The organism is Mycolicibacterium anyangense, from assembly GCF_010731855.1.
GTDB lineage: Bacteria > Actinomycetota > Actinomycetes > Mycobacteriales > Mycobacteriaceae > Mycobacterium > Mycobacterium anyangense.
Genome location: NZ_AP022620.1, coordinates 1,105,912 through 1,128,288 on the forward strand (window position 1 = coordinate 1,105,912; position 22,377 = coordinate 1,128,288).

At 67.9% G+C, this 22,377-nt stretch carries 23 protein-coding genes; 18 read left to right on the forward strand and 5 right to left on the reverse strand.

Features of this window, described 5'->3' with window-relative positions; genetic code table 11:
- Window positions 1–40: 40 nt before the first annotated feature.
- Genes G6N35_RS05235 through mptB form a run of 3 tightly spaced genes read right to left on the reverse strand, consistent with a single transcriptional unit; the run spans window position 41 to window position 3,461 of the window.
- Complete coding sequence (locus G6N35_RS05235) at window positions 41–814, reverse strand: ABC transporter permease (RefSeq protein ID WP_163803296.1); 774 nt, start codon at window positions 812–814, stop codon at window positions 41–43.
- Complete coding sequence (locus G6N35_RS05240) at window positions 811–1,743, reverse strand: ABC transporter ATP-binding protein (RefSeq protein WP_163803297.1); 933 nt, start codon at window positions 1,741–1,743, stop codon at window positions 811–813. Before G6N35_RS05240 ends, G6N35_RS05235 begins: the two co-directional genes overlap by 4 nt.
- Window positions 1,740–3,461: a polyprenol phosphomannose-dependent alpha 1,6 mannosyltransferase MptB gene (gene mptB / locus G6N35_RS05245; protein ID WP_163803298.1), complete on the reverse strand. Its 1,722-nt coding sequence runs from the start codon at window positions 3,459–3,461 to the stop codon at window positions 1,740–1,742. The genes G6N35_RS05240 and mptB overlap by 4 nt, the downstream gene beginning before the upstream one ends.
- Before the next feature lie 74 nt (window positions 3,462–3,535).
- On the opposite strand from mptB, the gene G6N35_RS05250 reads away from it, so the two are divergent.
- The 15 genes from G6N35_RS05250 (at window position 3,536) to G6N35_RS05320 (ending at window position 15,834) form a co-directional block, all read left to right on the forward strand.
- The gene (locus G6N35_RS05250; protein ID WP_163803299.1) at window positions 3,536–4,249 is read left to right on the forward strand and encodes a helix-turn-helix transcriptional regulator; all 714 of its coding nucleotides are present in this window, start codon (window positions 3,536–3,538) and stop codon (window positions 4,247–4,249) included.
- 60 nt (window positions 4,250–4,309) lie between these two features.
- A complete protein-coding gene (gene sufB, locus G6N35_RS05255; RefSeq protein WP_163803300.1) occupies window positions 4,310–5,752 on the forward strand; it encodes a Fe-S cluster assembly protein SufB in 1,443 nt (480 codons plus the stop codon).
- 30 nt (window positions 5,753–5,782) lie between these two features.
- A complete protein-coding gene (gene sufD / locus G6N35_RS05260; protein ID WP_163803301.1) occupies window positions 5,783–6,958 on the forward strand; it encodes a Fe-S cluster assembly protein SufD in 1,176 nt (391 codons plus the stop codon).
- On the forward strand, window positions 6,955–7,728 hold the full coding sequence (gene sufC / locus G6N35_RS05265; RefSeq protein ID WP_163803302.1) for a Fe-S cluster assembly ATPase SufC: 774 nt from the start codon (window positions 6,955–6,957) through the stop codon (window positions 7,726–7,728). The genes sufD and sufC overlap by 4 nt, the downstream gene beginning before the upstream one ends.
- Window position 7,729: 1 nt before the next feature.
- On the forward strand, window positions 7,730–8,986 hold the full coding sequence (locus G6N35_RS05270) for a cysteine desulfurase (RefSeq protein ID WP_163803303.1): 1,257 nt from the start codon (window positions 7,730–7,732) through the stop codon (window positions 8,984–8,986).
- Window positions 8,987–9,026: 40 nt separating this feature from the next.
- Window positions 9,027–9,491, forward strand: coding sequence for a Fe-S cluster assembly sulfur transfer protein SufU (sufU, locus tag G6N35_RS05275; protein WP_163803304.1), 465 nt, complete (start codon window positions 9,027–9,029; stop codon window positions 9,489–9,491).
- On the forward strand, window positions 9,488–9,880 hold the full coding sequence (locus tag G6N35_RS05280) for a metal-sulfur cluster assembly factor (RefSeq protein ID WP_163803305.1): 393 nt from the start codon (window positions 9,488–9,490) through the stop codon (window positions 9,878–9,880). The genes sufU and G6N35_RS05280 overlap by 4 nt, the downstream gene beginning before the upstream one ends.
- A gap of 14 nt (window positions 9,881–9,894) precedes the next feature.
- Window positions 9,895–10,536, forward strand: coding sequence for a hypothetical protein (locus G6N35_RS05285; RefSeq protein ID WP_163803306.1), 642 nt, complete (start codon window positions 9,895–9,897; stop codon window positions 10,534–10,536).
- Between the two features lie 20 nt (window positions 10,537–10,556).
- Window positions 10,557–11,189 (forward strand): RNA polymerase sigma factor, encoded by a 633-nt coding sequence (locus tag G6N35_RS05290; RefSeq protein WP_163803307.1) that lies wholly within the window; start codon window positions 10,557–10,559, stop codon window positions 11,187–11,189.
- Window positions 11,186–11,434 (forward strand): anti-sigma factor family protein, encoded by a 249-nt coding sequence (locus tag G6N35_RS05295; protein ID WP_163803308.1) that lies wholly within the window; start codon window positions 11,186–11,188, stop codon window positions 11,432–11,434. The genes G6N35_RS05290 and G6N35_RS05295 overlap by 4 nt, the downstream gene beginning before the upstream one ends.
- Window positions 11,435–11,472: 38 nt before the next feature.
- Complete coding sequence (locus G6N35_RS05300; RefSeq protein WP_163803309.1) at window positions 11,473–12,591, forward strand: NADH:flavin oxidoreductase; 1,119 nt, start codon at window positions 11,473–11,475, stop codon at window positions 12,589–12,591.
- 44 nt (window positions 12,592–12,635) lie between these two features.
- Entirely contained in the window at window positions 12,636–12,998 is a 363-nt protein-coding gene (gene trxA, locus G6N35_RS05305; protein WP_163803310.1) for a thioredoxin, read from the forward strand.
- A 34-nt stretch (window positions 12,999–13,032) separates the two neighbouring features.
- Entirely contained in the window at window positions 13,033–13,854 is an 822-nt protein-coding gene (locus G6N35_RS05310; RefSeq protein WP_163803311.1) for an enoyl-CoA hydratase, read from the forward strand.
- 51 nt (window positions 13,855–13,905) lie between these two features.
- The gene (locus tag G6N35_RS05315; RefSeq protein WP_163803312.1) at window positions 13,906–15,543 is read left to right on the forward strand and encodes an ABC-F family ATP-binding cassette domain-containing protein; all 1,638 of its coding nucleotides are present in this window, start codon (window positions 13,906–13,908) and stop codon (window positions 15,541–15,543) included.
- Window positions 15,544–15,642: 99 nt separating this feature from the next.
- Entirely contained in the window at window positions 15,643–15,834 is a 192-nt protein-coding gene (locus tag G6N35_RS05320) for a helix-turn-helix domain-containing protein (RefSeq protein ID WP_163803313.1), read from the forward strand.
- On the opposite strand, the gene G6N35_RS05325 is transcribed toward G6N35_RS05320, so the two are convergent.
- Together G6N35_RS05325 and G6N35_RS05330 are read right to left on the reverse strand one after the other, a co-directional pair.
- A complete protein-coding gene (locus G6N35_RS05325; protein ID WP_163803314.1) occupies window positions 15,835–16,398 on the reverse strand; it encodes a TetR/AcrR family transcriptional regulator in 564 nt (187 codons plus the stop codon).
- Between the two features lie 24 nt (window positions 16,399–16,422).
- A complete protein-coding gene (locus G6N35_RS05330) occupies window positions 16,423–19,221 on the reverse strand; it encodes an aconitate hydratase (protein ID WP_163807477.1) in 2,799 nt (932 codons plus the stop codon).
- Window positions 19,222–19,426: 205 nt separating this feature from the next.
- Between G6N35_RS05330 and G6N35_RS05335 the strand changes: the two genes are divergently transcribed.
- The 3 genes from G6N35_RS05335 to ripB all read left to right on the forward strand — a co-directional run bounded on the left by G6N35_RS05335 (window position 19,427) and on the right by ripB (window position 22,358).
- Window positions 19,427–19,990 (forward strand): Rv1476 family membrane protein, encoded by a 564-nt coding sequence (locus G6N35_RS05335; RefSeq protein ID WP_163803315.1) that lies wholly within the window; start codon window positions 19,427–19,429, stop codon window positions 19,988–19,990.
- A gap of 249 nt (window positions 19,991–20,239) precedes the next feature.
- Window positions 20,240–21,649 carry an NlpC/P60 family peptidoglycan endopeptidase RipA gene (gene ripA / locus G6N35_RS05340; protein WP_407664603.1) on the forward strand — a complete coding sequence of 470 codons (1,410 nt, stop codon included), beginning with the start codon at window positions 20,240–20,242 and terminating at the stop codon, window positions 21,647–21,649.
- A 13-nt stretch (window positions 21,650–21,662) separates the two neighbouring features.
- Window positions 21,663–22,358 (forward strand): NlpC/P60 family peptidoglycan endopeptidase RipB, encoded by a 696-nt coding sequence (gene ripB / locus G6N35_RS05345; RefSeq protein ID WP_163803317.1) that lies wholly within the window; start codon window positions 21,663–21,665, stop codon window positions 22,356–22,358.
- Window positions 22,359–22,377: the final 19 nt, after the last annotated feature.

The following is a 22,377-nucleotide window of genomic DNA, read 5'->3' on the forward strand; positions in this document are numbered from 1 at the left end:
CGTAGAGGACGGCGAACTACACCCCGTAGTAGGGCTGTGCTCAGGTGAAGCGGAACCAGCGCAGGGCGGCCAGCGCCGACACCGCGCCCCACACCGCGAGCACCGCGATGCCGAACCAGTCCACCGAGAGCGACATCGCCCGGGTCAGCGCCTCGGTGAGTGCGCCCGACGGCGTCAGCCGCGCCACCCAGGACACCGCCCGCGGGATGGCCGACGTCTCCAGTGTCAGCGCACCGAGGCCGGCGAAGACGAACCACAGCAGGTTGGCCACCGCGAGCACGATCTCGGCCCGCAACGTCCCGCCGAGCAGCAGACCCATCGCGGCGAAGCCGGCCGTGCCCAGCGCGATGATCACCGCACCGAGCAGCAGGCCCAGCGGATGCGGCCGCCAGCCGAGCGCCAGCCCGATCCCGCCGAGCAGCAGGGCCTGCAGGAACACCACCGTGACGACGGCAAGTGCCTTGCCGGCGATGATGCCCCACACCGGCAGGGCGGTGGCACCGAGGCGTTTGAGTGCCCCGTAGCGCCGGTCGAACGCCACCGCGATCGCCTGACCGGTGAAGGCGGTCGAGATCACCGCGAGCGCCATGATCATCGGCACGAACACGTTCACCCGATGCTCGCCGAAGGAGCCCAGCGGCAACAGCGTGAGTCCGATCAGCAGCGTGATCGGGATGAACATGGTCAGCAGCAACTGTTCCCCGTTGCGCAGCAACAGCTTCAGCTCCAGCCCGTACTGGGCGGCCAGCATCGTGGGCACCGCGTTCGGCCGGGGATCCGGGCGGAACGTGCCCGCGGGGAAGAGCTCGCTCATGGCCGTAGCTCCTTGCCGGTCAGGTCGAGGAACACATCCTCGAGGCTGCGCTGTTCGACGCGGACGTCGGTGGCCAGCACATTGAGCCGGGCACACCAGGCCGTCACCGTCGCCAGCACCTGGGGGTCGATATCGCCCTCGACCAGGTATTCGCCGGGCGACACCTCGGAGGTGGTGTAGTTCTCCGGCAGCGCGGTGATCAACAGCGACAGGTCGAGCCGGCGCGGCGCGGTGAACCGAAGCTGACCTTCGGCGCCGTCGCGCATCAGGTCCGCGGGCGTTCCGGAGGCCACCGAGGAGCCATGGTCGATGATGACGATCCGATCGGCCAGTTCCTCGGCCTCCTTGAGCTGGTGTGTGGTGAGCACGACCGTCACCCCGTCCCGGCGAAGCGCGTCGATCAGCTCCCAGACCACCAGCCGGGCGTGGGCGTCCATCCCGGCGGTCGGCTCGTCGAGGAAGACCAGCTCCGGCCTGCCGACCAGCGCGCAGGCCAATGCCAGCCGCTGTTGCTGACCGCCGGAGAGCCGGCGGTAGGTGGTGCGTGCGGCGTCGGTGAGCCCGAGGGTGTCCAGCAGCCAGGCCGGGTCCAGCGGGTTGGCCGCATAGGAGGCGACCAGGTTGAGCATCTCGCCGGCCCGGGCCGCGGGATAGCCGCCGCCGCCCTGCAGCATGACCCCGACCCGTTCCCGGACGCGGGCATTGTCGGCGACCGGATCCAGTCCGAGGACCGAGATCGTGCCCTCGTCGGGCCGGACGAACCCCTCGCACATCTCCACCGTGGTGGTCTTGCCGGCGCCGTTGGGACCCAGCAGGGCCAGCACCTCGGCGGGCTGCACGTCGAGGTCGAGGTTCGAGACAGCCGTCGTCGACCCATAGCGTTTGGTGACCCCGCGCAGCCGCACGGGGATTTCGGAGCCGGAACTCACGGGGTCTCAGCGTAGGCGTCCGGCGCGGAGCGCGGCGTGGGCGGTTGGTTCGGCGGGTCGGAGACCGGGGGATCGGGCTCCTGGCCGCTGAACGTTTCGGTGGTGCCCGGCACGGTCCGCCAAGGCAGCCGATTGATGGTCAGCGCGATCAGGAGAAGCACGATGACGGTGCTCGCGACGGTGGCGTCGACGATCTGGAACAAGGCGAACCGGTCGCCGTTGGCGGTGGGCCCGAAAATGCCGACGATCAAGGTCACGGCGATGGTGGCAATGCGGAAACCCGGTCGGGTGGCCCACGCCGCCAGTGGGATGACCGCCCAGAGCAGGTACCACGGCTGCACGACCGGGAACAGCAGCACCGTCGCGCCGAGAGCCACGCCCAGCCCGCCTACCGGATGCAGACGCCCGCGCAGGACGGCCAGCAGCAGCCACGTCACGGTGATGGTGATGATCAACACACCCATGGCGCGGGTCAGCGACAGCACCGCGGTGGTGTGGTCGCCCAGACCGAGCAGGATGCCCACCTGGCCCGTGCCCAGCGCCAGCAGCGTGGGGGGCGACATCCAGCTGCGCACCACGTTCGCGGTGCCCAGGGTGAAGATCCAGCCGAAGCCCAGACCGCTGGCCCAGCCGATGACGGCCATCACGACCAGCGAGATGCCCATCATGAAGGTGCTGGCGAGCAGGAACGCCTTGACGGTGCCGCCCCAGCGATGACCCAGGGCCATCGCCACGAACCCGAGCGCCAGCAGGCCCGGCAGTTTGACCTGCGACGACATCGTGATCAAGACGGCGCCGAGCACCAGCATGGTGGCCGGAACCCAGGTCGCCCACTGGTCCCGCCCGTGCGGCCAGTGCACCGGCCGGGGCAGCAGCGGCCGGACCGAGTCGATGCCGCGCAACGCGAACTCCGTGCCGATCAGCATCAGGCCGAGCATCAGCGCCTCGTTGTGGATGCCGGCGACCAGGTGCATCAGCAGTAGGGGGTTGGCGGCGCCGAGCCATAGCGCGTTGACCTCGGCGACGCCGCAGCGGCGGGCCAGCCGCGGTACCGCCCAGACGATGAGGCTGACCCCGAACAACACCACCAGCCGGTGGCTGAGCACGGCGGCCACGATGTTCTCTCCGGTGAGCGCGGAGATACCCCGCCCGATCCACAGGAACAGCGGTCCGTACGGCGCCGGCGTCTCGCGCCACAGGCTGGGCACCGACAAGGTGAAGACGTGGTCGAGGCCAAGGCCCGGGGCGGGCCCCACCTTGTACGGGTTGAGCCCGATCCGGGCGATCTGGCTCTGCGCCAGATACGAGTACACGTCCTTGGAGTACATCGGCGGCGCGATGAGCAGCGGCACCATCCACAGCAACAGGGTGTGGTCGAGCTGGCTTCGCGACATCCGCCTGGGCCCCAGGGTGAAGCGGCCGAGCATCAACCAGGCCAGGGCCATCATCACCGCACCCGTGGTGGTCATGGTCAGCGACACCGTCTGGATCCGCGAGGGCAGGTTGAGCAGTCGGACACCGAAGGTGGGGTCCTGTACGACCGGTCGCGCGCCAGCGCCGAGCGCACCGATGCCCATCAGCACCGTTCCGGTGGCGCCGAACAGCCGGGTGCGGCGCATCGACCGTGCTTCGGCGGCGTTGAGTGGCGGCGCAACAGTCCGTTCGTCGCCGTGCAGTCGGGCGATCGAGGTGCTCAGGGAGTGTTGGCGGGCTGCCACCACAGCACTCTAACCGCCGGGGAACGGGCGCCCGAGGCTGCTGAGGGTGCCCTTGGTGGACATCGCCCCACGAATTGCGTCACACTGGTGTTGTGAAAATCCCGGCCGGCCTCCATCCGGTGCCCGCTGCGGGCGCGGTGGCGGCGCATGACGGCCAGACACGGCGCGCGATCGTGCAGCTGCTGCTGGAGTCGGGATCGATCACCGCCGCCGAGATCGGCCGTCGCCTGGGCATCTCCGCCGCTGGAGTGCGTCGTCACCTCGACGCCCTCATCGAGGGCGGGGACGCCGAGGCGATGGCTGCCGCAGCATGGCAGCAGGTCGGTCGCGGCCGGCCCGCCAAGCGCTACCGGCTGACCCCGGCGGGCCGGGCCAAGCTGGAGCACACCTACGACGATCTGGCATCGGCGGCCATGCGCCAGCTCCGTGAGATCGGCGGCGACCAGGCGGTGCAGACCTTCGCGCGCCGTCGCATCGACGCCATCCTCGCCGGGGTCACCGACGGCCCCGAGGATGTCGAGTCGACAGCCGAACGGGTGGCCGACGCCCTGAGCAAGGCCGGGTACGCGACCACCACCACCAAGGTGCGCGGGCCCATCCAGGGCATCCAGATCTGTCAGCATCACTGCCCGGTTTCGCATGTGGCAGAGGAGTTTCCGGAGCTGTGCGAGGCCGAGCAGCAGGCCATGTCGGAGATCCTCGGCACCCATGTGCAACGGTTGGCGACGATTGCCAACGGAGATTGCGCCTGCACCACCCACGTGCCGCTGAATCCGGGACAACCCTAGAGCTTCACCTTCGGCGCACAGCCCGCGCCGAAGCCACCACAACGCCGAAGGAGCGTCGCCATGACACTCACCCCGGACACCAGGCCGGCCGAGCCGCTCAGCCAGGAGGAGACGATCGCCTCGCTGGGCCGCTACGGCTACGGCTGGGCGGACACCGACGTCGCGGGCGCCTCGGCCCGCCGCGGTCTGTCCGAAGCGGTGGTGCGTGACATCTCCGCGAAGAAGAACGAGCCCGAGTGGATGCTCGACATCCGACTGCGGGCGCTGCGCACGTTCGACAAGAAGCCGATGCCGAACTGGGGATCCAACCTCGAGGGCATCGACTTCGACAACATCAAGTACTTCGTGCGCTCCACCGAGAAGCAGGCTGCCTCCTGGGAAGACCTGCCCGAGGACATCCGCAACACCTACGACCGACTGGGTATCCCGGAGGCCGAGAAGCAGCGGCTGGTCGCCGGTGTCGCCGCGCAGTACGAGTCCGAGGTGGTCTACCACCAGATCCGGGAAGACCTCGAAGCCCAGGGAGTGATCTTCCTCGATACCGACAGCGGCCTCAAGGAACACCCGGAGATCTTCAAGCAGTACTTCGGCACGGTGATCCCGGCCGGGGACAACAAGTTCTCGGCGCTCAACACCGCGGTGTGGTCGGGTGGTTCGTTCATCTACGTGCCGCCGGGCGTGCACGTCGACATCCCGCTGCAGGCCTACTTCCGGATCAACACCGAGAACATGGGCCAGTTCGAGCGCACGCTGATCATCGCCGACGAGGGTTCCTACATCCACTACGTCGAAGGCTGTACCGCGCCGATCTACAAGAGCGACTCGCTGCACTCCGCGGTCGTGGAGATCGTCGTCAAGCCCGGCGCGCGGGTGCGCTACACGACCATCCAGAACTGGTCGAACAACGTCTACAACCTGGTCACCAAGCGGGCCCGTGCCGAGGCCGGCGCCACGATGGAATGGGTCGACGGCAATATCGGCTCGAAGGTCACCATGAAGTACCCGGCCGTCTGGATGACCGGTGAGCACGCCAAGGGCGAGGTGCTCTCGGTGGCGTTCGCCGGCGAGGGTCAGCACCAGGACACCGGCGCCAAGATGGTGCACCTGGCCCCGAACACCAGCAGCAACATCGTGTCCAAGTCGGTGGCCCGCGGTGGTGGCCGGGCTTCCTACCGTGGCCTGGTTCAGGTCAACAAGGGTGCGCACGGCTCACGCTCGAGCGTGAAATGTGATGCGCTGCTTGTTGATACGGTCAGCCGCAGCGACACCTACCCGTACGTGGACATCCGCGAGGATGACGTGACGATGGGGCATGAGGCCACCGTGTCGAAGGTCAGCGCTGATCAGCTGTTCTACCTGATGAGCCGCGGTATGACCGAGGATGAGGCGATGGCGATGGTGGTGCGCGGCTTCGTGGAGCCGATCGCCAAGGAACTGCCGATGGAATACGCGCTCGAGCTCAACCGGCTCATCGAGCTCCAGATGGAAGGCGCGGTCGGCTAAGTGGGGCGAGCGAAGCGACGGGAAAGATAAATGAGCAACCTCACTGAAGCCGTCGAGACCGTCGGCTCCAACAAGGGCGAGCAATTCAGCTCGTTCGACGTCGACGCCTTCGAGGTGCCCGGCGGCCGCGACGAGATCTGGCGGTTCACCCCGCTCAAGCGCCTGCGCGGGTTGCACAGCGGCTCGGCGCCGGCCACCGGCGCGGCGCAGATCACTGTCGGTGAGCAACCCGGGGTGACGGTCGAGACCGTCCGTCGTGGCGACGATCGCCTCGGTCAGGGTGGTGTGCCCGCCGATCGTGTTGCTGCGCAAGCATTTTCGTCGTTCAATGCGGCGACTGTCGTCACCGTTGCGCGCGGGACCCAGGTCGAGGCGCCGGTCGAGATCGTGGTCACCGGCCCCGGCGAGGGCGCAACGGCCTACGGCCATCTGCAGCTGCGCGCCGAGGAGCTCGCCGAGGCCGTTGTGGTGATCGATCACCGCGGCAGTGGAACCTACGCCGACAACGTCGAATTCGTGCTCGGCAATGCGGCGCGGCTGACCGTCGTGTGGATCGCCGACTGGGCCGATGACGTGGTGCACGTCAATGCGCAGCACGCCCGGCTGGGGAAGGACGCGGTGCTGCGGCACGTCGCGGTCTCCCTCGGCGGCGAGGTGGTCCGGATGGCGGCGACGGTGCGCTACGACGGGCCCGGCGGCGACGCCGAACTGCTCGGCCTGTACTTCGCCGACGAAGGTCAGCACCTCGAGTCGCGGCTGTTGGTCGACCATTCCCAGCCGAACTGCACGTCCAATGTGCTGTACAAGGGTGCGCTGCAAGGTGATCCGGCCTCTGCCAAGCCCGACGCCCACACCGTGTGGGTGGGTGATGTGTTGATCCGGGCCGAGGCCACCGGCACCGACACCTTCGAGGTGAACCGCAACCTGGTGCTCACCGACGGCGCCCGCGCCGACTCGGTGCCCAACCTGGAGATCGAGACCGGCGAGATCGTCGGCGCCGGGCACGCCAGTGCCACCGGACGTTTCGACGACGAGCAGTTGTTCTATCTGCAGGCTCGCGGCATCCCCGAGGAACAGGCCCGCCGGTTGGTGGTGCGCGGCTTCTTCGGCGAGATCATCGCCAAGATCGCGGTGCCCGATATCCGCGACCGCCTGACCGACGCCATCGAACGCGAACTCGCGATTACAGAATCGAGAACACAGTGAGCACTCTGGATATCAAGGACCTCCACGTCAGCGTCGCCAACGAGGACGGCAGCGCCAAGGAGATCCTCAAGGGCGTCAACCTGACGGTGAAGTCGGGGGAGACCCATGCGGTGATGGGACCCAACGGTTCCGGTAAATCCACCCTCTCCTATGCCATCGCCGGCCACCCCAAATACACCGTCACCTCCGGGTCGATCACCCTCGACGGTCAGGACGTGCTGGCGATGAGCGTCGACGAGCGCGCCCGTGCCGGACTCTTCCTGGCGATGCAGTATCCGGTGGAGGTGCCGGGGGTGTCGATGTCGAACTTCCTGCGCACTGCCGCCACCGCCGTCCGCGGTGAGGCCCCCAAGTTGCGGCTCTGGGTCAAGGAGGTCAAGGCCGCGATGGCGGACCTGGGCATCGACCCGCAGTTCGCCGAACGCAGCGTCAACGAGGGGTTCTCCGGTGGCGAGAAGAAGCGCCACGAGATCCTGCAGCTGGGTCTGCTCAAGCCGAAGATCGCGATCCTCGACGAGACCGACTCGGGCCTGGACGTCGACGCGCTGCGCGTGGTCAGCGAGGGCGTCAACCGGTATGCCCAGGCCGAGGACGCCGGCGTGCTGCTGATCACGCACTACACCCGCATCCTGCGCTACATCCAGCCCCAGTTTGTGCACGTCTTCGTCGACGGCCGCATCGTGCAGTCCGGTGGGCCGGAGCTGGCCGACGAGCTCGAGGAAAATGGCTACGAGCGCTTCACCCAGCAGGCTGCGCCGGCGGGGGCGTGACATGACCGCCTCGGTCGATCTCGACGTCGCCAACCTGGCCAAGATCCGCGCCGACTTCCCGATCCTGAGTCGGGTCATGCGCGGTGGGCACCAATTGGCGTACCTCGATTCCGGGGCGACTTCCCAGAAGCCGCTGCAGGTGCTCGATGCCGAACGCGATTTCCTACTCAATCACTACGGGGCAGTGCACCGCGGCGCTCACCAGTTGATGGAGGAGTCCACCGACGCCTACGAGCAGGGCCGCGCCGACATCGCGGCCTTCGTGGGCGCCGGCCCCGACGAGCTGGCGTTCACCAAGAACGCCACCGAGGCCCTCAATCTGGTGTCCTACGTGCTGGGGGACAGCAGACTCGACGGGGCGGTCGGGCCCGGCGACATCATCGTCACCACTGAGCTGGAACACCACGCCAACCTGATCCCCTGGCAGGAGCTGGCCCGGCGCACCGGGGCCACCCTCAAGTGGTACGGGGTCACCGATGACGGCACCGTCGACCTGGACTCGTTGCAGCTCGACGAGCGGGTGAAAGTGGTGGCCTTCACGCATCAGTCGAACGTCACCGGTGCCGCACCGGAGGTCGCCGAGATGATCGCCCGCGCCAGGGCGGTCGGTGCGCTGACGGTGCTCGATGCCTGCCAGTCGGTGCCGCACCAGGCGGTGGACTTCCGTGCGCTGGGTGTCGACTTCGCGGCGTTCTCCGGTCACAAGATGTTGGGACCCACCGGGATCGGCGCCCTCTACGGTCGCGCCGAGGTCCTGGAGAAGCTGCCGCCGTTCCTCACCGGCGGATCGATGATCGAGACGGTAACCATGGAGGGAGCCACCTACGCGCCGCCCCCGCAGCGGTTCGAGGCTGGCACTCAGATGATTTCCCAGGTGGTCGGATTGGCCGCCGCCGCACGGTATCTTGATGCGATCGGGATGGATGCGGTGGCTGCCCACGAGCATCGGCTGGTGGCCGCTGCACTGGAAGGTCTGGCCGACATCCCGCAGGTGCGGATCATCGGTCCGACCGATCCGGCGGGGCGGCGCTCGCCGGTGGCGTTCGTGGTCGACGGTGTGCACGCCCACGATGTGGGCCAGGTGCTCGACGACGACGGAGTCGCGGTGCGCGTCGGCCATCACTGCGCATGGCCGCTGCACCGGCGCTTCGGCGTCGCCGCCACCGTGCGCGCCTCGTTCGCCGTCTACAACACCCTCGACGAGGTGGACCGGCTGGTTGCCGGGGTGCGCCGCGCGATCGAGTTCTTCGGCAGGTGATGGCGGTGGGCAGGAGCGCAGCGACCGGGGAGGTGATGTAGTGCGACTGGAACAGATGTACCAGGAAGTGATCCTGGACCACTACAAGCACCCGCATCATCGTGGGCTGCGGGAACCCTTCGGCGCCGAGGTCTTTCACGTCAACCCGACCTGCGGTGACGAGGTGACCCTGCGGGTGGCGCTGTCAGCCGACGGCGAGACCGTCGAGGACGTGTCCTACGACGGTCAGGGGTGTTCGATCAGCCAGGCCGCCACCTCGGTGCTGACCGACCAGGTGATCGGCCAGAGCGTGGGCGATGCCCTCAAGACCGTCGCGGCGTTCTCCGAGATGGTGTCCTCGCGGGGAACCATCGAGGGCGACGAGGACGTCCTCGGCGACGGCGTGGCCTTCGCCGGCGTGGCCAAATACCCGGCGCGGGTCAAATGCGCACTGCTGGGCTGGCTGGCTTTCAAAGACGCGGTAGCCCAGGCATCGCACCGAATAGACGTGGAGGACAGGAAATGAGCGAGCAGGAAGCCACCGAGACACCGACGGGCAGGAGCGAAGCGACCCGGGAATCGGCACTGTCCGAGGAGTTGCTGGCCGACATCGAAGAAGCGATGCGCGATGTGGTCGACCCCGAACTCGGGATCAACGTCGTCGACCTCGGTCTGGTGTACGGGATGAACGTGGCGAAAGGTGACACCGGCACGGTGGCACTCATCGACATGACGCTCACGTCGGCGGCCTGCCCGCTCACCGACGTCATCGAGGACCAGACGCTGACCGCGCTCGTCGGTGCCGGACTGGTCAACGAAGCCCGGATCAACTGGGTGTGGAACCCGCCGTGGGGGCCGGACAAGATCACCGAGGACGGCCGCGAGCAACTGCGCGCCCTCGGCTTCACGGTCTAGCGGCCGGTGTCGCGATGAGTGGCTCCCAGACCATCGTCGCGACCCGTCGCCAACTGCACGGCGTCGCCGAGAGTTTTCTAGCCGGACCGCAGTACCGCGCTGCGGGAACCATTCGTCTTGCCGTGCGCCGGGACGGCTTCACCGCAACCGCGGTGCCGGTTGCGGTGCACGGCACCAGCCTGGTCTGGTCGGACGGATCCGCGCCGCTGGTCGGCCCGGTGCGAGACCTCGTGGCGGCCTCCGGCCTCGACGTCGGCCCGCCGCCCACTGACCTTTATCACTCGGTCGCCGCACTGGACCTCGACACCGTCCTCGATGTCGACGCCGGTGCCGCCGAACTCCTCTACCGGGCGTTGTACGCGGGCGGTTTCGCCCTGACAACCGTTCTGGCCCAAGGACATCCGGTGCTCTGGCCCGAGCACCTCGACGTCGCCGCCACACAGGACGAGGTCAACTACGGGGTGTCGGCCGGCGACGACAGCCACCCGCTGCCGTACGCCTATGTCGGGCCCTGGGATTTCGCCGCCAACCCGCGCACGGGGCCGCTGTGGAACGCTGCCTTCGGGGCGCTGTACCCGCTGGACGCCGATGCCGACATCAACGACCTGGCCGCCGAGATCGCCGATTTCTTCCGTGCTGCACAGGCAAATCTGTAGGCGGCTAGCATCTGCAGTCGATGGCGGCTGCGGCGGACGAATCAGAGGTGATCGCGGCGCTGCGCGCCCGCGACGAGCTGGTGTTCGCCACGTTGGTCGACGAGCACACCCCGGCGCTGCTACGGGTTGCCCGCGGTTATGTGCCCAGCCGCGAGATCGCCGAAGAAGTGGTCCAGGAAACGTGGATCGCTCTGGTGAAGGGCATCGACAAGTTCGAAGGCCGCTCCTCGCTGCGCACCTGGCTGTTCGCCGTCCTGATCAACATCGCCAAGGCCCGCGGGATCCGGGAGCGGCGCAGTGACGACGCCGAGATCGCCGCGTTCACCGGCGGAACCGTCGAGTCCTCCCGGTTCCGGCCACCGGGGGACCGGTGGGCCGGTCACTGGAAGAGCGGAGAGCAACCGGCGCCGTTCCCGGAGACCCCCGAAGGGTCGGTCCTGGGCCGTGAGCTCGCCGACGTGGCCCGGGCCGAGCTGGACAAGCTGCCGCAGCGGCAACGACAGGTGGTGACCATGCGCGACATGCTCGGCTTCGATTCGAACGAGGTGTGCGAACTGCTCGAGATCAGCGCCGCCAATCAGCGGGTGTTGCTGCACCGCGGCCGGGCCGCCGTGCGCCAAGCCCTCGAGGCCTATCTGGCGGAGCGCTCATGACCGCCCCGGTGACTCCGCTCAACTGCGATGAGCTGGTGGAACTGGTCACCGCCTACCTCGATGGCGCCCTTGACCCCGACACCCGCGCCCGCTTCGACCTGCACCTCGCCGAGTGCGACGGCTGCGAGAGCTACCTCCAGCAGTTCCGGGGCACCGTCGACACGCTGGGCCGCCTCGAGCGCGACGATCTCGACCCCGGCTTCCGCGATCGTCTGATGCAGGCCTTCCGCGACTTCGAGACCTGAGGGAATGCCGCGCGCCGCGGTGGGTGTTGACTTGGCTCATGGTGGACGACGCACGACTGCAGCAACTGTTCGCGCCGTTGACGATCGGATCGCTGAGCTTGCGGAACCGGTTCGCGATGGCCCCGATGACCCGCGGGGCCTCGCCGGGCGGCGTGCCGGGCCCCGATGTGGCGGCGTACTACGGGCGACGCGCAGCCGGCGGAACCGCGCTCATCATCACCGAGGGAATCCGCATGCCGCACCCCGCGGCCGGCTGGCCCGAGGCCATCCCCGAACTCGACGGTGCCGAGGTTGTGCGCGGGTGGCGCGCGGTGACCGACGCGGTACATGCCGAGGGGGCCACCATCGCCGCGCAGCTGTGGCATCAGGGCGTGGCCCGCGGTGTGCACGACGGTGACACCGCCGAGCAGACGCCGGTCAGTCCCTCCGGGCTCGACGTGACCGGCAACCCGGTCGGCCGCGCGCTGAGCACCGAGGAACTGCCCGCGGTGGCGCAGGCTTTCGCGCTTGGTGCCCGCAACGCTCGCGAGGCCGGATTCGACGCCGTGGAGATCCACGGCGCCCACGGGTATCTGCTCGACCAATTCCTCTGGGCCGAAACCAATCGCCGTACCGACGGCTACGGCGGCTCACTGCAGGCCCGCACCCGGTTCCCGGCCGAGGTCGTCGCCGCCGTGCGGGCCGCGGTCGGACCGGGCTTCCCGATCATCTACCGCTTCTCGCAGTGGAAGATGAACCGCTACGACGCCACGATCGCCGACACCCCGGCCGAACTCGAACAGGTGCTGGCCCCGCTGGTCGACGCCGGTGTCGACGTGCTGCACCCGTCCACCCGTCGGCACTACCTGCCCGGCTTCGAAGACGAGGACCCGCATCTGAGCCTGGCCGGGTGGACCAAGAAGCTCACCGGACTGCCGGTCATCGCCGTCGGATCGGTGGGGCTGGAAACCGAGTTCAAGCCCGGCGGGCCCGGCGGGCCTATCCTGCCTGCCCCCGTCGACCGGCTTCTCGACCAGTTCGAGGCCGGTGAGTTCGACATCATCGCCGTCGGGCGTGCGCTGCTCGCCGACCCCGCCTGGGTCAACCACCTGCGCGACGGCGCGCTCGGCGAGTTCGGCGGATTCGATGCGGCGGCAGCGCTGTCCCGTTTGTACTGAACCCGGCAGGGAACAGACAGCCTTACTCCGACGTTAGGACTTTCGTGGCTACTCAAGACCTCACCGCAGACCAGTTCAACGACACCATCACCGGGAACGACATCGTGCTCGTCGATTTCTGGGCCTCGTGGTGTGGTCCGTGCCGCGCGTTCGCGCCGACGTTCTCCGCATCCTCCGAGAAGCACCCTGACGTGGTGTTCGCCAAGGTCGACACCGAGGCCGAGCAGCAGCTCGCCGCGGCCGCCGAGATCCGCTCCATCCCGACGCTGATGGCGTTCAAGAAGGGCAAGCTGATCTTCAACCAGGCCGGTGCGCTGCCGCCCGCCGCGCTGGAGGACCTGATCCGGCAGGTCAAGGAGTTCGACGTCGACGCAGCGGTGGCCCAGTCCCAGTCAGAGGACGTCTGAGCTTTCCCGCCCCTGCACGCGATAGCGTGCAACGGTGATTCGTGACACAGGTTTTGTCCTCGTCGAGCACCCGCAGCCGCACGTCGCTCTTGTCACCCTGAACCGCCCCGAGCGGATGAACTCGATGGCGTTCGACGTCATGGTCCCGCTCAAAGAGGTACTCACCGAGCTCACCTACGACAACTCGGTGCGCGTGGTCGTCCTGACCGGCGCAGGCCGCGGCTTCTCGTCGGGCGCCGACCACAAGTCGGCCGGATCGGTGCCGCACGTCTCCGGTCTGACCCGGCCGTCCTATGGACTGCGCTCGATGGAACTGCTCGACGATGTGATTCTGGCCATCCGCAGGCTGCATCAGCCGGTCATCGCCGCGGTCAACGGCGCGGCGATCGGTGGCGGGCTGTGCCTGGCACTGGCCGCCGACATCCGGGTCGCCGCCGGTGATGCGTACTTCCGCGCCGCCGGGATCAACAACGGCCTGACCGCCAGCGAACTGGGCCTCAGTTACCTGCTACCTCGGGCGATCGGCTCGTCGCGGGCCTTCGAGATCATGCTCACCGGTCGCGACGTGGACGCCCAGGAGGCCGAACGAATCGGTCTGGTGTCCAAGCAGGTGCCGGCCGAGGAGCTGCTGCCGACCTGTTACGAGATCGCCGGGCGGATCGCCGGGTTCTCCCGGCCCGGCACCGAACTGACCAAGCGGACGCTGTGGACGGGTCTGGACGCCAGTACCCTAGAGGGGCACATGCAGGCCGAGGGCCTCGGGCAGCTCTACGTTCGCCTGCTCACCGCCAACTTCGAAGAGGCGGTTGCCGCGCGCGCCGAGAAGCGGGCCCCGGTCTTCACCGACGAGAAGTAAGCCCTCGGGGGCACGAGCGCCGCGACCCGGGGAGGTACAGGAGGTAGCAGCGTGATTACCGCGACGGACCTGGAGGTCCGCGCAGGCGCGCGAACGCTGCTGCTCGCCGAAGGCCCGGCGTTGCGCGTTCAGCCCGGTGACCGCATTGGCCTGGTCGGGCGCAACGGTGCCGGCAAGACGACCACCATGCGCATCCTGGCCGGTGAGGGTGAACCGTATGCCGGGACGGTGGTCCGGTCCGGCGAGGTGGGATACCTGCCGCAGGATCCGCGCGAAGGCGATCTCGACGTGCTGGCACGCGACCGGGTGCTCTCAGCTCGCGGCCTGGACACCTTGCTCGCGGATCTGGAGAAGCAGCAGGTGCTGATGGCCGAGGTGGTCGACGACGCCGCTCGCGACAAGGCGATCCGGCGTTACGGTCAGCTCGAGGAACGCTTCGCCTCGCTCGGTGGGTACGCCGCCGAGAGCGAGGCCGGCCGCATCTGCGCCAGTCTCGGTTTGCCGGAACGCGTTCTCACCCAACCGCTTCGCACCCTCTCGGGCGGCCAGCGCCGACGGGTCGAGTTGGCCAGAATCCTGTTCGCGGCCAGCGAGGGTGGTGCCGGTGCCGCCGGTTCGGGCACCACGCTGCTGCTCGACGAACCGACCAACCACCTCGATGCCGACTCGATCGGCTGGTTGCGCACCTTCCTGCAGAACCACACCGGCGGCTTGGTCGTGATCAGCCACGACGTGGAACTGCTCGCCGATGTGGTGAACCGGGTGTGGTTCCTGGACGCGGTGCGCGGCGAGGCCGACGTGTACAACATGGGCTGGCAGAAGTACCTCGATGCACGTGCCACCGACGAGCAACGCCGCCGGCGGGAACGCGCCAATGCCGAGAAGAAGGCCGGCGCACTGCGCGCCCAGGCGGCCAAGATGGGTGCGAAGGCAACCAAAGCCGTTGCGGCACAGAACATGTTGCGCCGCGCCGAGCGGATGATCGCCGAACTCGATGCCGAGCGGGTGGCCGACAAGGTAGCCAGGATCAAGTTCCCGACGCCGGCGCCGTGCGGGAAGACACCACTGGTGGCCAAGGGGCTGACCAAGAACTACGGGTCGCTCGAGGTCTTCACCGGCGTCGACCTGGCCATCGACCGCGGTTCGCGGGTGGTGGTGCTGGGTCTCAACGGCGCGGGCAAGACCACCCTGCTGAGGTTGCTGGCGGGCACCGAGACCCCGGACTCCGGCGGACTGGAACCGGGACACGGACTCAAACTCGGGTACTTCGCCCAGGAACACGACACCCTCGACAACAACGCGACGGTGTGGGAGAACATCCGGCACGCCGCCCCCGACACCGGCGAGCAGGACCTTCGTGGTCTGCTGGGCGCCTTCATGTTCACCGGCCCCCAGCTCGACCAGCCGGCCGGCACGTTGTCCGGCGGCGAGAAGACGCGTCTGGCGCTGGCCGGGCTGGTGGCGTCGACCGCCAACGTGCTGCTGCTCGACGAGCCCACCAACAACCTCGATCCGGCGTCGCGCGAACAGGTGCTCGACGCGCTGCGCAGCTACGAAGGTGCGGTGGTGTTGGTGACCCACGACCCGGGTGCCGCCGAGGCGCTCGACCCGCAGCGCGTGATCCTGCTTCCGGACGGCACCGAGGATTTCTGGTCGCAGGAGTACCGGGATCTGATCGAACTCGCCTGACACACGGCCACAAACCATTTCGGTGATTCCGGCCATATCGCCGACGGGCACTCCTACGCTGTGGAGCAGCGGGGGCCAGCTCGACCGGGGAGGGTGTTGATGAGGAAGCCCAATCAAGCTCGCGATCAACTGCTGAACGACTTGCGGCACGCGTACGAGGGTGGTGCCAGCATCCGAACCCTGGTGGCGTCCACCGGCCGTTCGTACGGCTCGATCCACGCCATGCTGCGGGAGTCGGGCACCGCGATGCGCAGCCGCGGTGGCCCCAACCACCGCAGCCGCGTTCGCTAGTCAGGGCTGCCGAACGGATTCCTCGACGACGTCGAGCACCGCGGACAGCCGCGCCGGGTCCTCGCCTGCCGCCAGCCGGGCCACCAGCCCGTCGAGCACCAAATCCAGGTAGCACTGCAGCACATCGCGCGGCACGTCATCACGCAGCCGGCCGGCCTGCTTCTGCCGGTGCAGCCGGTCGCTGGTGGCTGCCGACAACTCCGCTGAGCGCTCAGCCCACCCCCGGTTGAACACCGGATCGTTGCGCAGCTTGCGGGCGATCTCCAGCCGTGTGGCCAGCCAATCGAATTGGTCTGGCGCAGCAAGCATTTCGCGCATGACCTGGATCAGCCCCTCGCGGGAGGCCACCTCGGCCATCCGCTCGGCGTCCTCCCGGGCCAGCTCGAAGAACAACGTGTCCTTGTCGCGGAAGTGGTGAAAGATCGCACCACGCGACAGGCCGATGGTCTGCTCGAGCCGGCGCACCGTCGCCTTGTCGTACCCGTACTGGGCGAAGCAGCGCCGTGCACCGTCGAGGATCTGGCGGCGGCGAGCCGCCAGATGATCCTCGCTGACCCGGGGCATCTCCTGGTCCGACCGCTGGCCGGGCTAGCCGGCCCGCAACATGTTGCGCAGCACGTACTGCAGGATGCCGCCGTTGCGGTAGTAGTCGGCCTCACCGGGGGTGTCGATGCGCACCACGGCGTCGAATTCGACTGTGCTGCCGTCTTCCTTGGTGGCGGTCACCTTGACCGTCTTCGGAGTCTTGCCCGCGTTGAGCTCCTCGATGCCGGTGATGTCGAACACCTCGGTCCCGTCCAGCTTGAGGCTGGCCGCGGATTCGCCCGCCGGGAACTGCAGCGGGATCACGCCCATGCCGATCAGGTTCGACCGGTGGATGCGCTCGAACGACTCGGTGATGACGGCGCGCACACCCAGCAGGCTGGTGCCCTTGGCCGCCCAGTCCCGCGACGAGCCGGACCCGTACTCCTTGCCGCCCAGCACCACCAGTGGGATGCCCGCCTTCTGGTAGTTCTGCGAGGCGTCGTAGATGAACGCCTGCGGGCCGCCGTCCTGGGTGAAGTCGCGGGTGTAACCACCGGACACATCGTCGAGCAGCTGGTTGCGCAGCCGGATGTTGGCGAAGGTGCCGCGGATCATCACCTCGTGGTTACCGCGCCGCGAGCCCAGCGAGTTGAAGTCCTCCGGCTTGACGCCGTTGGCTTCCAGGTACTGGGCGGCAGGCGTGCCCTTCTTGATGCTGCCGGCCGGCGAGATGTGGTCGGTGGTCACCGAATCGCCCAGCAGTGCAAGGACTCTGGCGCCCTTGATGTCGGCCACCGGCTGCGGCTCGGCGGGCATGCCGTCGAAGTACGGGGCCTTGCGCACGTAGGTCGAGGCGTCATCCCACTCGAAGGTGTTACCCGACGGGGTGGGCAGGTTCCGCCAGCGCTCGTCACCCTTGAACACGTCGGCGTAGCTGCTGGTGAACATGTCGCGGTTGATCGAGGAGGCGATGGTGTCCTCGATCTCCTTCTGCGACGGCCAGATGTCCTTCAGGAAGACGTCGTTACCGTCGGTGTCCTGCCCCAGCGGGTCGGACTCGAAGTCGAAGTCCATGGTGCCCGCGATGCCGTAGGCGATCACCAGCGGCGGGGACGCCAGGTAGTTCATCTTGACGTCGGGGGAGATGCGGCCCTCGAAGTTGCGGTTGCCCGAAAGCACCGCGGTGACCGACAGGTCGTTGTCGTTGACTGCCTTGCTGATCTCCTCCGGCAACGGGCCCGTGTTGCCGATGCAGGTCGTACATCCGTAGCCGCCCAGGTAGTAGCCGAGCTTCTCCAGGTACGGCCACAGGCCGGCCTTGGTGTAGTAGTCGGTGACCACCTGCGAGCCGGGCGCCATGTTGGTCTTGACCCACGGCTTGGAGGTCAGACCCTTCTCCACGGCCTTCTTGGCCAGCAGGGCCGCGCCCAACATCACCGACGGGTTGGAGGTGTTGGTGCACGACGTGATGCCGGCGACCACGACGGCGCCGTGATCGAGCAAGAACTCGCCACGCTCGGCCGAGCGGACCACGACCGGCTTGCTCGGCCGGCCGGAGGCGCCGTTGGCGGCCGAGGGCCGCGCGTCGACGGCACCGTCGTCGGCGAAGGACAGCGACACCGGGTCACTGGCCGGGAAGGATTCCTCGACGGCCTCGTCGAGCTTGGTCTCCGGGGCCGGGTGGTTCTCCTCGACGTAGTTGTGGATGTCCTTGCGGAACGCCGTCTTGGCATCGCTGAGTTCGATGCGGTCCTGCGGGCGCTTCGGTCCGGCGATCGACGGGACGACGGTGGACAGGTCCAGCTCGAGGTACTCGGAGAACACCGGCTCCTTGGCCGGGTCGTGCCACATGCCCTGTTCCTTGGCGTAGGCCTCGACCAGCGCCAGCTGTTCCTCGGTGCGCCCGGTCAGCCGCAGGTAGTTGATGGTCTCCTCGTCGATCGGGAACATCGCTGCGGTGGAACCGAATTCGGGGCTCATGTTGCCCAGGGTGGCGCGGTTGGCCAGCGGCACCTCGGCCACACCCTTGCCGTAGAACTCGACGAACTTGCCGACCACGCCGTGCTTGCGCAGTATGTCGGTGACGGTGAGCACGACGTCGGTGGCCGTGACGCCCGGCTTGATCTCACCGGTGAGCTTGAAGCCGACGACGCGCGGGATGAGCATCGACACCGGCTGGCCCAGCATGGCCGCCTCTGCCTCGATACCGCCCACACCCCAGCCGAGCACGCCGAGGCCGTTCTCCATCGTGGTGTGGCTGTCGGTGCCCACACAGGTGTCCGGGTAGGCGAATCCGTTGCGGGTCATCACGACGCGGGCCAGGTATTCGATATTGACCTGGTGCACGATGCCGGTGCCAGGGGGGACCACCTTGAAGTCGTCGAACGCGCCCTGGCCCCAGCGCAGGAACTGGTAGCGCTCGCCGTTGCGCTGGTATTCGAGTTCGACGTTGCGCTCGAAGGCGTCGGGGCCGCCGAAGAAGTCGAGGATCACCGAGTGGTCGATGACCATCTCGGCGGGGGAGAGCGGGTTGACCTTGTCCGGGTCGCCGCCGAGCTGGGTGACGGCCTCGCGCATGGTGGCCAGGTCGACGATGCACGGCACCCCGGTGAAGTCCTGCATCAGCACACGCGCGGGGGTGAACTGGATCTCGATACTCGGTTCGGCCGAGGGATCCCAGTTGGCGATCGCCTGGATGTGGTCCTTGGTGATGTTGGCGCCGTCTTCGGTGCGCAGCAGGTTCTCCGCGAGCACCTTGAGGCTGTAGGGAAGCTTCTCGGTACCGGGTACCGCGTCGAGACGGTAGATCTCGTAGCTGTTGTCGCCGACCTTCAGGGTGTCGCGCGCTCCAAACGAATTCAGTGAATCATTGCTGCTCACATCAACTCCCGGCGTTGTCTTCGATGCCGACGGGCTGTGTCGACACCGGTCTGGATACTAACAGTACGGTTGTCCTGCAAAGCGGGCGGACCCCTGGCCGGTCCCGGCGGGGGTGCCTGGTACCAGTCTTGTCGCACTCGGCGCGTGCTGCCACCCCTGTCGGTGCCGCGCGGTACGGTCTGGGATCGTGACGATTCCGCACGCGCCGACATATATACCGGTGGATGTGTGCAGCACCGTGGGCCTGGCCCCGGCTACGCCGCTCGAGCAGTGCATGGCCGCTGTGCAGTCCGAGGTCGCCAAGGGCGGGGTGGCCGCCCCGGCCGCCGACGTGGCGGGCCTGCAGAAGATCGTGACCGCGGCCAAGGAGAACGGCATCGACCTCAAGGTCGTGGTGATGCCGACCAGTCCGCCGATCGACACCCCGTTGCGGGACGTCGCCACCGAGATCGGCCACGCCAACCCCGGTTCGACGGTGCTGGTGCTGAGCCCGGGATGGGCCGGTACCTACAGCACCACGTTCGACCGGGTGCTCCTCGAAGCCGGCCAGGATGTGGCCAAGACGGCGCCCAACCCGGTGGTCGGAACCCAGGCATTCGTCGACCAGTTACAAACGCCCGATTTCCCCTGGATGGGATTAACGATCGGATTGGTCATCGGGGTCGCCGCAGCGGCGGTTTTGACCCGAGTTCTGCAGCGTCGCGTTGCGCGCGCGTCAAATGCCGAAACCCCGGGTGAACTGGCGAAATAGCCAACCCTGGCAAATCAATAAGATTACTTTTCGGCAACATCCCGCAAATGACAAACATGTAATTCTTGCGCGAAGTTTCTCTTGCGACAAATGTGACGTACGGTGCAACTGTCGCCATTGTTATTGATGTGACTGATGTGACATCTGTTACTGGCGTGACTGTGTGTGGGAAACGAAGGGGACCAGAGTCGCATGAGACGTACCGATCACGGCTCTCTTGTCCAGCCGGCCGTCCGTTTCACGAAACCGATGTGCCCGCTGGTGCTCAGCATCGCCCTGGTGGTGAGCACGCCCGGGCTGGCGCACGCCGAGCCGAGCCAGGGCCCCACCTCGCTGGCCGCATTGATCGCCGACGTCGCGTCGGCCAACCAGCGTCTCGACGACATCGGTGCCCAGGTCCAGCAGCAGCAGGAGAGCGTCAACAAGGCGATCGTCAGCGTCCAGGACGCCCGTGACGCCGCTGCGACCGCCCAGCAGCAGGTCAGCGCCAGCCAGGACGACGTCAAAGCCGCCGACGCCGCGATCGGCGCCGCCCAGAAGCGGTTCGACACGTTCGCCGCCGCCAGCTATATCAACGGCCCGTCAGCCTCGCTGGTGATGGCGTCCGACCCGGACCAGATCATCTCCGGCGCCGCGGCCAACCAGACGCTGGCCATGAGCGCCGAGCAGGTGATGACCGACCTGCAGCGAGCCCGCACCGAAGTGGTGAACAAGGAGTCCGCCGCCCGGCTGGCCAAGCAGAAGGCCGACCAGGCCGTGGTGGACGCCGAAGCCAGCCAGACCGCGGCCGTCACCGCGCTGACCGAGGCCCAGCAGACGTTCAAGGCGCAGCAGGCCGAGATCAACCGGCTGGCCGCCGAGCGCAAGACGGCGCAGGACAAGCTCGACGCCGCCCGTCAGTGGTCGGCGCCGGCCGGCCCGCCGGCGGCCGTTCCTGCTGCCGCCCCGCAGGCTGCGTCGCCGGGTGCGGGCGGGTCGGGGGACCGGTGGGATCCGGCCGCGCCGGGTTCTGCCGCCGCACCCGGCGACGCGAAAGTGCCGTACGGCAAGGCCTCCGAGTGGGACCTGACCCTGCCCGCGGTGCCCAGCGCCTTCGTCTCCGGCGATCCGGTCCAGATCATCAACGCGATCCTGCAGATCGCCTCGAGTTCGCTGCAGACCACCCAGCAGCTCGGGAAGAGCTTCTTGCAGAAGCTCGGCATCCTCAAGCCTGACGACACCGGGATCACCAACGGCGCGATCCCCTATGTCTACGGTCAGCAAGCCTCGGAGTACGTCATCAGGCGCGCCATGGGTGTGATCGGCACGCCGTACTCCTGGGGCGGTGGCACCGCCAACGGGCCGAGCAACGGTATCGACAGCGGTGCGGGCACCGTCGGATTCGACTGCTCCGGGCTGATTCTCTACGCGTTCGCGGGGGTGGGCATCAAGCTGCCGCACTACTCGGGTTCGCAGTACAACATGGGCCGCAAGATCCCGTCGGCCGAGATGCGTCGCGGCGACGTGATCTTCTACGGCCCGGGCGGCAGCCAGCACGTCACCCTCTACCTGGGCAACGGCCAGATGCTCGAGGCGCCCTACACCGGATCCACGGTGAAGGTCTCACCGGTCCGCACCAGTGGCATGACGCCCTATGTGATCCGCTACATCGAATACTGACGGAGTACTTTTCATGTCGCGCAATGTTTCTCGATGCCTACAGGCGATCGGGGCCGTCCTGACCGCGGTGGTGCTGGCGTTCCCCTTCGCCAGCCCCGCCCAGGCCGACCCGGGTCAGTGGGATCCGACATTGCCCAAGATTCTCAGTGCCGGCGCCCCGGGTGACCCGGTCGCCATGGCCAACGCCTCGCTGCAGGTGACCCAGCAGGCCGCCCAGGCCACGATGGACCTCGGCCGCAAGTTCCTGGCCGGGCTCGGTTTCGGTGGCGGATCGACCGCCGCACTGCCCGGCGGCCGCGTGCAGGGTCCGCAGGCCATCGAGTACGTGATCGCCCGCGGCGCGTCCCAACGCGGGGTGCCCTACTCCTGGGGCGGTGGCGCCATCAACGGGCCCAGCGCCGGCGTCGAACAGGACGCGGGCAAGATCGGCTACGACTGCTCGGGCTTCGTGCGCTACGCCTTCGCCGGCGTCGGCGTCCTGCTGCCCAAGTACTCCGGCGACCAGTACAACGCCGGGCGGCACGTCTCACCGTCCCAGGCCAAGCGTGGCGACCTGATCTTCTACGGCCCCGAGGGCACCCAGCACGTCACCATCTATCTGGGCAACGGCCAGATGCTGGAGGCGTCGTCGGCCGCCGGCCAGGTCACCGTCAGCCCGGTCCGCACCGCGGGCATGACGCCGTACCTGACGCGCATCATCGAGACCTAGAAGTCCGGCGGTCTGCGGC